The following is a 12,970-nucleotide window of genomic DNA, read 5'->3' on the forward strand; positions in this document are numbered from 1 at the left end:
TGTAGTGGTTTAATGATCCCGGACACCAAATTAGGTGGTAAAGTCTCCACCATAAATGAGGTGTTCCATGACAAAACGACAACGACGTACATTTTCTGCTGAATTCAAAATGGATGCTGCAAGCTTGGTGCTTGACCAAGGATATTCGGTACCTGAAGCAGCACGCTCCATGGATGTTGGTGAAACAGCTTTACGACGTTGGGTCGACCAACTCAAGATTGAGCGTGGTGGTACAACTCCGGCGGCCAAGGCCCTTACGCCTGAACAACAAAAAATCCAGGAATTAGAAGCCAGAATTAGTCGATTAGAAAGAGAGAAAGCCATACTAAAAAAGGCCACCGCTCTCTTAATGTCGGACGAACTCGAACGTTCTCGTTAATTGATCAGTTAAGGGAGCATGAGTCGGTCAAGATGCTTTGCGAACTGTTCAATGTGGCTTCTTCCTGTTACTACGAGTTTAAACAGAGAAAGCCGGACGCTAATCGCATTCGGCTAGCAAGCCGAATTAAAGAGCTCTTCAACATGAGCCGAGGTGCTGCTGGCAGTCGTGCCCTTGTATCCATGTTACGTTCAGAAAACATCGACATCGGGCGATTTAAGGTGCGGAAGATAATGCAAGAAGCCGGTCTGATGAGCAAACAGCCAGGCTCGCATCGATATAAGCAGGCCAAATCAGAGCGGTTGGATATCCCGAATCTGCTGAAGCGTGAATTCTCTGTGGTTGCTCCAAATCGAGTGTGGTGCGGTGACATTACTTATATCTGGTCAGGTTCTAAGTGGAGTTATCTCGCCGTGGTACTTGACCTCTTTAGCCGGCGCGTCGTGGGTTGGTCTCTATCGGATAAGCCTGATGCTAAATTAGCTTCTAAAGCCCTAGATATGGCCTGGGAGCAAAGGGGGCGGCCTCAGAACGTGATGTTCCATTCAGACCAGGGATGCCAGTACAGCAGTCGTAAGTTTCGTCAAAGACTTTGGCGATATCGCATAACCCAAAGCATGAGTCGTCGAGGTAACTGTTGGGACAACGCTCCAATGGAGAGGCTATTTAGAAGCCTAAAAACTGAATGGGTACCAGCAACGGGTTACTTGACCCAAACTCAAGCGAAGAAAGATATCAGCTACTATTTGATGGACTACTATAATCGGCAACGGCCTCATCAAGCCAATGATGGGCTGTCGCCAGTCAATGCCGAAAATCGGCTTAAATCTGTGTCCGGAATTTGTTGACCACTACAAAATCGGTTCTTGGCTTCCAATTTGTACTATGCTATTCGCGCCAACACCCACCCTATTGGATTTTGGTTGTATTCTCATTTCTAAACCTAGTCCCTCTGCATGATGCCTTATAGTTTCTCAAATGCAGATTTCCAAACTTCTTCGGATAATTTTTGATAGGGAAAAGAACTAGGAAAGAAGTGGGCAAGAGCTTTTGCTCTGAATTGTTTTGGGGCACAGGCTTTTCAACGGTGGAGAAAAGCCTTTGTGTGGAGAAAAGCCTGTATCAATGCCTCTAGCAGTCAGTTTGCTCTGAAAGCCTCAAAGCGTCTTCCAGTTCAACTCCAAGGTAACGAATCGTATTATCTAGCTTCGAATGCCCGAGTAAAATCTGTACCGCCCTAATGTTTTTTGTTCTGGCATAGATCAAAGTAGCTTTGGTGCGACGCATTGAATGAGTCCCATAATAGTCTGCATTCAACCCCAGTTTTACAGCCCAACACCTGATAATCGAACGATAAAATGAGTAACTGATAGGTTGCCCTTTGCGGCGACAACTTGGAAACAGAAAACTGCTTGCTTCTAAGGATGCAGAGTAGATCCATCGACTGATACTTTGCTGCGTTCTAGGAGTAATTTCATAGTGTACATCAGTGCCCGTTTTTTGCTGGATGCATTGAACCCTTTCATAAATCACTCCTTGCGAAGAAACATCGTATACGTGCAGCTTTAGTAAATCACTCGCTCTCAGCTTACTATCAATGGCTAGGTTTAGCAGAGCAAGTTGCATCAGGTCGTTCTCAAGCTCAAGTCTGGTCCTGATTCGCCAGATTTCTTCAAGCTTAAATGGCCTTTTTATACCGCTACATTTTCCTGAAGTTAACTTTCTCATGTTGACCTCCTCTTAGATGCTATTGGTCAACATAAAGTCTGGCTATAGACTACAACTGTTACAGTTTCGATCACTACCGGACAGGGCGTGTTGGAACACCCATGGACAAAAGTGAGTCAGTATCTTCACTAAGTTAGGAGCGCACGGATAACAATACGTCTTGTAATTTACATTGTGACGACCAAATTTCATTGCCCACTACTCTTTGGGAATGACTCTATAATTTCAGAGATACTCTGGTTCTCTTGGGAACCCAGGGATCACCTTTAGAGGAGAGGTAACATGAGGATTACTATAATTGCTCAATTCCTACTCTGGATAGGAATTGTTTTTAGTTCATTATCTGTTTCATTTGTCTTTGCTGAAGATGAACAGGTTCTTTATGGTCTGTCTAGCCATCAAGATTTGTATACTATTGATGCTCCTTCTGGCGCGATAACCTATGTCGGCAGCATAGGCTTAAATCAGAATAACGCCATTTCACTAGCATACAATCCTCTTGATGGTAGCTTACTCACATACGCTCGAGGTGGAGACCAATTTCTAACATTGTCCCCAACCAACGGCAATAGCTCTGTTTTGAGTTCGTCTAGTATAGATTGTGGCATTGGCGGTCTAGCTTTTGATAGCATGGGCGTTCTCTATTCGGTCGACTCCCTGCTAGATGCTTTGGCCATATTTGACCCTAGCACAAGCCTTCGAACATTTATTGGTAATAGCGATTTCCCATTTGGTGGCGGCTTGTCCTTCAATAGCAATGACGAGTTGTTTGTGATTGCCGAAGGTCGCGATCTACACCAGCTGGATTTAGATAATGGTGCCAGCACAGTTATCGGCAATATTAATGATGGCCAGCCCCATGCCAGTACATGGCTGGGCCTTGCGTTTGATGGGCAGGACGTTCTTTACACCACACGAAGAGAATTTACCCCCAATGGAGTAATTACCGACCTGTATACCATTGATTCGGCGACTGGTAATGCGACTTTCGTGAGCAACCTTTCAGGCTTTGTCACAGCGGGAGATTCAATTATCAGGTTGGTCTTTTTTGGTCAAGCATCGAACACTGTTGAGCAACAGATTAATATTCTTATTGAAGAAATAATTTCAATGAATATTAAGTCAGGCATATCTAATTCACTAGATGCAAAACTTAGCTCAGCCATACAAGCCCTAGATGATAACCTGGACAGCAATGATATCGCTGCTTTGAATTCGCTGTACGCATTCTGCAATAGCGTTAGCGCCCAATCCGGCGGCGTGATTTCTACGGAAGAGGCAGCAACATTGATTGCAAAGGTTAATGCTATCATTGATAACCTAGATGACGCCGCCGCGTCATGCGAGTAGGTTACTGTCTCGTAGCAATCGCCCACACAAGGTAGGCGGTTGAAGTTTGGTCCAGACCTTCTATTCGTAATCGGTTTTGTCTGATCCGAGCACCAACGCCTACCTTCCATAAGAAGAACCATATTAGGTGTGTAATATAAAAGAACTTGGTCCATTGTAATTCATCATTGTCGAACTATTCGAGATGAAACAATTTAATAATTTGAATTGTTCTTTTACTCGAAAGTGTAGGGGCAGCTTTGAGTTGCGCTGCCCTACTAGTACTTGTGCACTGTGAAGGCTCTGGACAAAGCCTCGTCAGGCCATACATTCAAACGCTGTCGATCCAAATGAAAAGTATCTTAAAACCTCAAATACTTGTTGTGTTCGTTATATTTCGTCAAATTTTAAGGAGTAAATGTACTTAGCTAGACGATGTAACGAAAATTATTCAATATAGTGCTAAAAAGTTGCCCTTTTCTCTGCTCTATTTGAAGCAGAAAACTACTTGCTTGCAAATCAGCAGTATATCCATCGAGTGATACTTTTGCTGTGTTCGAGAAGTGATCTCATAGTACACATCCATCCCCTCTTCTGTTGGATGTAATGAAACCTTTCGGATATAACTCCATATGAAGAAACTTCTCTTACATGTAACTTGAATAAAACGTTCGTTTAAGTTTGCTATCAATGCCTAGGTGCTGTATCGCACCTTTGGTCTTTGCCGCTAATTAAAACTCAACTTTCTTAACTCTTCGACTGTTACAACTCTAGTGTGAACAGACCGCCAAAGCATTTGCTGGAGCCCGCCCCTCCGGACGGTTTTACTCTTACGGAGGGGCAAGTATTTATTCCATCAATAGCCCATATAGGAGGCCGCCACCATCATTATCCAGCAAATGACGTACATGGGAACCATGATCGGCAGAATGACCGGTAGCCAGCGAGCGTAGGATACGCGCCCCAAAGCCAACATGGCCAGAATACCGCCAGCGGTAGGGATAAACAGATTGGTCAGGCCGTCGCCAATTTGGAACGCGGTGACCATCAACTGGCGACTCATGCCGATCAAATCAGCCACCGGGATCAAGATCGGCATAGTAACCAGTGCTTGTGCCGAGCCGCTGGGAATGAACAGGTTGATCACCCCCTGAATGACGCTGGTCATAACGGCAGCCAGAGCCACAGGTGTCCCTTCAAGGATGGAGCTCAGGGAGCTTACTATAGTATCGACAATGTGAGCATCGTTAAGAATGACCTGTATCGATGCCGCTAGGCCAATCACTAGTGCTCCCGAGGTCACGGATGCCGCACCGTCCATCATTTGACGGACTAATTGATTGGCGTTCAGACCTGAAGCGAGACCGATCACAATCGCCATCATCAAGAAAATTGCAGTGATTTCCTTAATATACCAGCCAAGCATGAATACCCCGGTTAGCATGATCGCCAGCCCGGCCAAGAATATTGCTAGAATGATCACATCCTGACGTGATATTCGGTACTCATGCAGTGCCTTGCTCATTTCTACCGGTTGATCATCATGGAACTCCATCTTGACTACACGGAAACAAATATAGGCCGACAGGATTGCCAGACAGGTCACGACCATCAGCATACGTAGCTCCCAGCCAGAGAAAAGCGGCAATTCACCTATGCTCTGGGCTACACCCACGGTATAAGGACTGATTGGCGACAGGGCAAATCCCACTCCGATCCCACCAACTGCCATGGTGACCCCAACCAGTCGTGAACAGCCAATGGCGGAAGCAATCAGCGCCCCTATCGGTACTAGAGCGATATTGTTTTCACCGCCTACCGCAACACCGAAAAAACCGTAAATGAAGGTCCCCAGAGTGAGAATTAGGTTACGGCTTTTGGTACTGTCGTTGGCCCCCAGATTATTGGCGGTCACACCGATCATATTTTCCAGTGCACCGGTTCCCTTGAGAACATGGAACATACCGCCGGCGATAAACACGATGAACAAAAACTGAGCTGCATTAATCATCCCTTGAGGAATAGCCAGGAACAATTGGAAAAAACTCAGCGTTGCAACGCCCTCCAAGTACTCGAAAGAGCCGGGAACCACCCGGTTGTAGCCATCCACTAGCTCTCGTGTGAATTGACCCGCCGGAATGATAAAAGTCAGTAGGTACACGCCGACCAGCACAAGAAAGATTAGAACCATAGGGTCAGGAAATTCGCTGAACCAGCGGCGTTTTTTGACGTATCCACCGTGCTGCGGCTGGGGTGATTTGGGGTTCATGGTGACCTCCTGGATGTCGGGTATAATCTTCATAATATTAATTTACGCTTAAGCGTGGGGGCTGTCGCTAAAATAGCGAGATACCAGGCCGACCAGGAAATTGGCCGCAGCTGCCATGCAGTCGTCGTTGAAATCATAATGCGGATTGTGCACGCAGCATGGTCCCGTCCTGACGCCGGCGTTGTGACCGTTGTCGCCGTTACCGACTAGGAAATAACACCCGGGCACTTGCTCCAATAGATAGGCACAGTCCTCGCTACCAGTTAGGGGGGGTATGGACGCATCGACACAGTCGTCACCGAATAACTGCCTGGCTGTATCGATAGCCAACCGGGTCATCTCTGAGTCATTTTTCAACACAGGATAGCCACGGTCGTATTCAACCTCACATTGGCAGTCGAATGCTTCAGCCTGTGACTGGGCTAGGGTGTGAATTCGGCGTTCGAGGGCATCGCGAACCTCGGGCGCCAAGGTACGGATGCTGAGCTCCAGCTCAGCCGTGTTGGGAATTACATTGGCCGAGGTACCGGCTTGAATCCGACCCACGCTAATCAGCGCCATCTGATTGGGATCTACATTGCGCCCAACAATACTCTGAAGCGCCAACAAGGTAGCAGCAGCAGGCAAGGTTGGATCCTGCGCTAGATGCGGTAGAGCAGCGTGCCCCCCTTTTCCGGTAAAGGTTAATTTGGCCGTGTCCGATGAAGCCATAAAGGCTCCTTCACGGAAACAGAGTTTGCCCGTGGGGATACCAGGGAAGTTGTGCAGAGCAAATAGTCCATCACAGGGGAAACGTTCGAACAGACCGTCCTCTATCATTCGCTCAGCTCCACCACTAAATCCCATCTCCTCAGCAGGCTGGAAGATTAAGTGAAGGGTGCCGCTGCCAGGTAACTGCTGAATACGGTGTAAGCGTGCGATTGTCTCGGCCACCCCTAGCAAGATGGCGGTGTGACCATCATGACCACAAGCATGCATTTTGCCCGCGACCTGGCTGGCCCAAGGCAGTCCGGTGGCTTCTTGAATAGGCAGCGCATCCATGTCCGCACGCAGTCCCAAGCGTAGTCCCGGCTCCTCTCCCCAGCGCAGTACACCTACTATTCCAGTACCCGCTATACGGGCATGGACCTCATAACCCCAGGCCTTAAGCTGCTCAGCCACCAGCTGACTTGTGGCGAACTCTTCAAACCCCAGCTCCGGGTACTGATGGATTTGGCGGCGCCAATCCCTCATCTGCTCAATATTTGGTGTGATTTTTGAGTGAGTTATCAAAATAACCACCTGTTAATATATATTTTCATCATCGTTGCGTAATAGTATCCGTCTATAGTGATAGTAAAAAGGCAGAAATTTTTGCCTGGTGACAACCTATGGTGTTCACATAATATGAAAGATCATCAGCTAAAAGCTTTATTGAAAGTCGCTGAAGAGGGCTCGATTCGCGCAGCTGCAAAAGCGCTTCATCTAAGCCAGAGCGCGCTAACCAAGGCCTTGCGTGAATTAGAAGCAGAACTGGGTGCACAGTTGCTGATTCGCAGTTATCGCGGTGTCGAATTCACCCCAGCGGGAAAAACGTTATTGACTCGGGCGCGCCTAGCGATATCAACCCTAGATAAAGCACGAGACGAGATACGCTGGTTACAGGGCGGCATCGGAATGCGGGTAAACGTAGCTGTGACCTCTTCCGTTGCCACAACCGCACTGGCAACGGTGCTGAATGAGTTTGAGAAAGAGTTACCCGATGTCAGCCTTAAATTTGTCGAGGGTATGCTGCCTACAGTGCTACCCGGCTTGATGGAAGGAGACCTTGACTTTGCCATTGCCGTCGCAGAGCCGGGGCAGTTACCATACGAGATCGTCTTCGAACCCTTGACCCAAATTTTATCTGAACCTGTGGCTCGGGAGGGGCACCCTCTACTAGGAGCCACTGACTGGTCGCAGATGTTAACTGCCCGGTGGGTACTCAGCCTCGCAACTGGCAGCTCGGCCCAGCAGTTGGTGAGCTGGCTTGAATCTGCAGGTGTGCCTTTATCACAGCGTATTGTCCACTGTGACTCTCCTTTCCTGATGACTGAACTTATCCGCCGCACAGATCTGGTGGGTTTTGGTCCCCGTATCTTCTTTACCGACCCCCTTTCCGGTTGTGGTTTGGCGGGTTTTGACGGATTGCCCACCTTTCCGTCGCATGCCTTGGGCTTGCTCAAGCTCAAGGGAACACCCCTGAGCCCGGGGGCTCAGAAACTTGCCAACCTGTTCCGGCGTCATATTAGCCAGTAGGCACTGAAGGTTTGAATGACATTTATTCTAAAGAACGTTGGGGGATAATTTCTTTACTGATGGCGCTATCCACATTTATTTTGTATCAATAGTAATTATTTTTTAGGGTCAAAGCCAAAAACTAACTCATGTTCAACATATCCACGTTGATTTGTATGCAAGTTTATTTATTCATTGCAATCATGATTGTGCCCATAGCACCAAACTGCAATTTTATTAACAATACTTTCAAACTCGCCCATAGTGTGACGCAAAAGCGGGAGCAAGTGGGCTTTCGAGGTATGAATAGCCACCAACTTGATAGACGTCTTTTAGTTAGGCATTAGCACAAGTAGGCCGATTAGTGGAAAGAGAAACGTGCCCTAACTCTATGTTTATCCATCATGTTAACGGCATCGAATGGCTTGTGATCACAGCTTTTGAAGAACTGAAAACTATATTTATCGAAGAAGCTGGTGCGATCCCCTTTTGCTTCTCTAGCTCCAGCGAATTGAACCTGATTGATCAAGCCAAGCGCACTTATAGATATTTACCTACACTCATCGGCGTAATCACCGATACCGGCAGTTTTCAAAGCCAGGATAACAAAGAAGACTTGAACCCACAGCTTGCCTGCTTAGTTGGAGGGCGTGGTCGGGTTTTTATCTATCACGGTGGCTTTTGTGGATGACGAGCAAACCTTTATTACCCAAATGGACTGAAAATCATTCAGTAAGTTAAAATCGGCAAATTGAATGGAGCCGGATATTAGCTTTTGGCTAGTCTGCGCCCTTGCCATTCGGATTATCTTCCCCTCAGTCGGGGCGATTCGGGGCTCTTTCAATCCGACGGGTTTGCCAGATTCGTTGGGCAAACAAAAAAAGAACCGCTAACTGCGGCTCTTAACTATTCGAGTTTTCTGTTGATACAACCATAAAGTGATATTTATGATTTCTTTAATATTAATGCATTAGCAAAAATACAAACATAAGTTGATATTTTTGTGACAATAATATTTAAGATTTCAAAGCGCAGTAAGAAACTTTCTTACAAGAAAATAGTTCCATCACTTCCCCTGGTAATATGTAAGTCGACAAAATCGGTTGGTAGTTAAGGTACGACAGAGTCGCTCACTTTCTTGATGAGCACAATAATTGTTGTGGTCTATACATTCGCTAACTGTCATAAACAGAAAACAAATACAAACAAAAGCCTGGCTACGTTCAACAACTCAATTCTATTTTTTACTTGGTATATCTTTCACTGTAACAGAACCAACACCTTCGTTGTCAGACAATTCCTTGGCAGGATCAAAATACACCACGGATCCCAATTGCATCCCAGCTTCGGCCATAGGGTTCTGAATAACCTGAATCACTAGTCCATCAGCTGGGCTGGTATATTGTTTGACAGCATGTCCAAAAGCATCATACTGAGTAAACATTAAGTCGCCTTTTTTAACCTTATCGAGTACCTCGATCTCCGGCACGACAAATCCACCGAACTCAGCCGTTACATCCAGCCATGCATTCGTATCTACGATGTCTTGATAGGTCTGGAACTCACCATCTATAACATCAGCGAATCGCAATAAGTTTATTGCCCCTTGCAGCGCCTTTTCTACCCATTCCGGTTCATATACTTCACGAGAGCCAATTTCCAGTGTAAATGCTGGTACGCCGATAGAATTATATGCGCCAGAAACGGACGTGGTTCCCGAACTATTGATCGTCGCATTAAGAGGGAACAATCGTGTCAGTTGTTTCACAGCAGGAATACTCAAATCTGAATAGGCAGCCAATGGAAATGTTGTCGGGTTAGCGGTATGCATATCTAACGCATAATCAGCATTATCTTTTAGCAAATGGTTCCAAAGTGTATATGAGTAACGTTGACTGCTGCTAATGACCGAGTCCAATGCAACTTGACGATTAAGATTACTGTTTACTTTTACTGGACCAGAGGGTACGTACTCACGAATATTATTTATCAAGCCAGGGATATTGTATTGATGAACGATTGTCACTGTTCCTGACATTTTTTCAGTATCGAGTTGTTGTTTGATTAAATTTGCCGTTAAGTAAGGGTTCATTTCGTTGGCATGTACCCCAGCGACAAACATAACAGCCTTACCTGGAAGCTTACCTTTAATCACAGTTACCGGAACATAATAATACTGGCCTGTATTAATTTGGTCGCCGGCCCGAAAAAACAGTTCTGAGACACTATTATTATCAAAATCTTTCACATCCAACTTTGTAATAACTTTTCGCCCTTGAATGACATCTCCGTTATAAATAGTTTCCGCCATTAGAGAAGTGGAAATAATGGCAGTCATTAATACTGTGAGCGATAATTTTTTCATTCTATCTTCCTTATAAAATTCCGTTTATGGAATAGGCATTGCTGTTTATATAAAAAAGCATCACTATTTTTATGTTAATAATTTAAAAACTTACCCATAGCCTTTATTAACCGACTATTTACGCAAATTAAAATCACTGAAATATTTAGGAATAAAAACTTATTCCTTCACCTTGAGTAATTCGAGTACCTGATTCACCATTAATCACTGCGTCCAACTGGTCTAACGCACCAATCGCTGCATCACCATGCCCCCGACTGACAAAGCGACATACTGCATCGATTTTTGGCCCCATAGATCCTGCCGGAAAGTCATAGTTTGATAGTTCTTTAGGTGTAGCACATTTAATAGCCTGTTGATTTTCCTTACCGTAGTTGAGGTAAACTGCACCGTCAGTCAGAATAATAAATAAGTCAGCTTCAATCTGTTCTGCCAGCAATTCAGCCGTTAAGTCCTTATCGATTACACATTCTACGCCAACCAACTTACCGTCTTGCGCTTCAAACACCGGAACGCCGCCACCGCCGCAAGCAATAACCGTGTTGCCGCTTTCTAGTAGACGGGTAATCTGTACCGACTCAACGATATTTTGAGGTTGAGGTGATGCTACAACTCGACGGTAGTAGTCGCCATCTTTCTTGTAGATAGCCGCAGGATTCTCTGCACGCAATGCTTCGATATCTTCGTCTTTATATACAGGGCCAACGAACTTGGTTGGATCGTCAAATGCACTATCTTCGATATCGACACATGTCTGGGAGAACATCGTTGTGATATGTAATTTATTATCAGCATTGAATAACTCTTGCTGCAACATATAACCAATCATACCGCAGGTTTGTGCACCCAACACATCCAATGGATACGCGGTCACTTCTGGCTTTTGTTGTTGATACTGGCTATTTTGTTCCATCAGTAAACCCACTTGTGGACCATTGCCATGAACAATAACGACTTCATGTTGCTTGGCAATTTCCGCTATCGCTGCGGCAGCTTTTTTTATATTGATACGTTGGTTTTCAGCCGTTAATGGTTGGCCGCGTTCTAATAAAGCGTTACCGCCTAGTGCTAAAACAATTCTCATTGGTACACCTCTACTGTTAGCCCCCATCAAGACATAGAACATGTTTAATGTTCTTATAATTAGCCAATGGGGATTGCGCCAGCGTCTTCACTGGCGCAGTCATTAAGTGTTATGGGACTAAGCCCCTATCTATTCTCTTAATTACATCTTATTGGCAAATGCGAGTAACGCTTTCTCAAAAGATTCGATTGGTGGGTTAGTGATACCACAACCGATCATGCCTACGCCTGGTTCTTTGTGAGCGATAGCGGTGTTGATGATAGGCAAAATGCCTGTTTCCAATACCTTACGCACATCAATACCAGACGAAATGCCTTTGAAATTAAGTAAAGGGATCGTGACGTTGGGGTTAGTGTCGGTCGTGATTTCATCCATTTGAATTGAGTAATCAATTGCTTCTCCCACTGTTCCACCAACCAAAGCAACGATTGCAGGTGCCGTTGCCATAGCAAAGCCACCAATGCCGTATGTTTCAGTGATCGCACTATCACCAATATCCAGGCCAGAGTCTTCAGGCTTGTAACCTGCAAATAGAGGACCAACCACTTTTTGCGCAGGCCCAGTAAACCAAGTAAAGCCAGGCATACCACTCATTCGAATACCAAACTCCACGCCGTTTCGTGCCATTGTGGTCACAATAGTACTGTTTTCGACACCGTGTCCCGCATCCAGTGCACACTTACACATTGCCATCCACGTAGGGCCAGAGAAGTAATCACTAGAAGCAATAAACTCAAATACTTCGCGTTTTTGCTCAGTTGTGAAGTTTGTTTGTAGAATTCGTGGCGTCAGTGCCTGAGCCAATAATGCCGTACCCGCGTTGTTACGGTTATGGCACTCGTCACCCATATGTAGTGCTTGTGCTAGCATCAGGCGTAGATCGATCGGCTCACCGATTTCCATTGCCGCTTTTAGCATTGGACCCAGTACTTCGCGCATCCAAATTAGACGCTCAACAACGCTCTCATCGTTTGCACCCATACGTAGGATTTTCGCCATCTGTTCACTGAGATTGGTGTACGCAATGTTACCGTAAGTTTGGTTCTTCACTACGTGCATGTACATAGATGCAGAAGTAACACCTGCCATTGAGCCAACACAGTCGTGCTCGTGACAAGGCGAGAAGGTAATCTCACCAGAACCAGCTAGCCTGAATGCTTCATCTAAGTTGCTCGCAAGACCTTCAAAAATCAGAGCACCAGTCACCGCACCGCGCATTGGACCATTCATATCTTCCCATGCAACCGGCGGGCCTGCGTGAAGGATTGTAGTTTTGGTCATGCCCGGAACAACATCGATCGCTCGCCCGTAACCTACCAACACTGGATGTGAATTAATGATGCGTGTTACCGCCTCTTCGTTTGCCGCCTCGATTTTGTCAGCGATTTCTGGCTGTGCCAATTTATCCAGAGCATCAATCACTGCTTTGTTACCACCAGCAATTGGCTGCCAGCTTACTTGAGTAACAGGCGCTTGTTGTTTCTGAATATCCTGTTTAAAAAATTCCAAACCTACGTTGATCACATTCAGATCTGAAAATAGTTGTGCTACTTTGCTCAT

The 12,970-nt window shown here is 45.8% G+C and carries 9 protein-coding genes and 1 pseudogene; 4 read left to right on the forward strand and 6 right to left on the reverse strand.

Annotated elements, in window-relative coordinates; translation table 11 throughout:
* Positions 1-67: 67 nt before the first annotated feature.
* Positions 68-1,227, forward strand: a protein-coding gene (locus tag WJM94_RS04285; RefSeq protein ID WP_444492974.1) for an IS3 family transposase whose coding sequence is annotated in 2 segments (ribosomal slippage) — positions 68-326 and positions 326-1,227 — 1,161 coding nt in all. Because the reading frame shifts where the segments join, the coding sequence is not laid out codon by codon here.
* Between the two features lie 283 nt (positions 1,228-1,510).
* On the opposite strand, the gene WJM94_RS04290 is transcribed toward WJM94_RS04285, so the two are convergent.
* Positions 1,511-2,107, reverse strand: a complete 597-nt coding sequence (locus WJM94_RS04290) for a tyrosine-type recombinase/integrase (RefSeq protein WP_444493010.1) — start codon at positions 2,105-2,107, stop codon at positions 1,511-1,513.
* A gap of 282 nt (positions 2,108-2,389) precedes the next feature.
* Here WJM94_RS04290 and WJM94_RS04295 point away from each other — a divergent pair, with 282 nt between their 5' ends.
* Positions 2,390-3,457 carry a hypothetical protein gene (locus WJM94_RS04295; protein WP_444493011.1) on the forward strand — a complete coding sequence of 356 codons (1,068 nt, stop codon included), beginning with the start codon at positions 2,390-2,392 and terminating at the stop codon, positions 3,455-3,457.
* Between the two features lie 835 nt (positions 3,458-4,292).
* Here the strand turns inward: WJM94_RS04295 and WJM94_RS04300 are convergent.
* Both WJM94_RS04300 and WJM94_RS04305 read right to left on the reverse strand, forming a co-directional pair.
* Positions 4,293-5,705, reverse strand: coding sequence for a YfcC family protein (locus tag WJM94_RS04300; protein WP_444493012.1), 1,413 nt, complete (start codon positions 5,703-5,705; stop codon positions 4,293-4,295).
* A gap of 48 nt (positions 5,706-5,753) precedes the next feature.
* Positions 5,754-6,986, reverse strand: a complete 1,233-nt coding sequence (locus WJM94_RS04305) for a M20 aminoacylase family protein (protein WP_444493013.1) — start codon at positions 6,984-6,986, stop codon at positions 5,754-5,756.
* A gap of 105 nt (positions 6,987-7,091) precedes the next feature.
* On the opposite strand from WJM94_RS04305, the gene WJM94_RS04310 reads away from it, so the two are divergent.
* Together WJM94_RS04310 and WJM94_RS04315 are read left to right on the forward strand one after the other, a co-directional pair.
* On the forward strand, positions 7,092-7,982 hold the full coding sequence (locus WJM94_RS04310) for a LysR substrate-binding domain-containing protein (RefSeq protein WP_444493014.1): 891 nt from the start codon (positions 7,092-7,094) through the stop codon (positions 7,980-7,982).
* A gap of 370 nt (positions 7,983-8,352) precedes the next feature.
* Positions 8,353-8,683: pseudogene (locus tag WJM94_RS04315) on the forward strand (cytosolic protein).
* A 515-nt stretch (positions 8,684-9,198) separates the two neighbouring features.
* On the opposite strand, the gene WJM94_RS04320 reads toward WJM94_RS04315, so the two are convergent.
* From WJM94_RS04320 to WJM94_RS04330, 3 genes are all read right to left on the reverse strand, one after another.
* The gene (locus WJM94_RS04320; RefSeq protein WP_444493015.1) at positions 9,199-10,326 is read right to left on the reverse strand and encodes a succinylglutamate desuccinylase/aspartoacylase family protein; all 1,128 of its coding nucleotides are present in this window, start codon (positions 10,324-10,326) and stop codon (positions 9,199-9,201) included.
* A gap of 145 nt (positions 10,327-10,471) precedes the next feature.
* On the reverse strand, positions 10,472-11,410 hold the full coding sequence (locus WJM94_RS04325; protein ID WP_444493016.1) for a carbamate kinase: 939 nt from the start codon (positions 11,408-11,410) through the stop codon (positions 10,472-10,474).
* Positions 11,411-11,551: 141 nt separating this feature from the next.
* Positions 11,552-12,970 (reverse strand): oxamate carbamoyltransferase subunit AllG family protein, encoded by a 1,419-nt coding sequence (locus tag WJM94_RS04330; protein WP_444493017.1) that lies wholly within the window; start codon positions 12,968-12,970, stop codon positions 11,552-11,554.

This window comes from Vibrio sp. YIC-376, assembly GCF_052353105.1.
GTDB lineage: Bacteria > Pseudomonadota > Gammaproteobacteria > Enterobacterales > Vibrionaceae > Vibrio.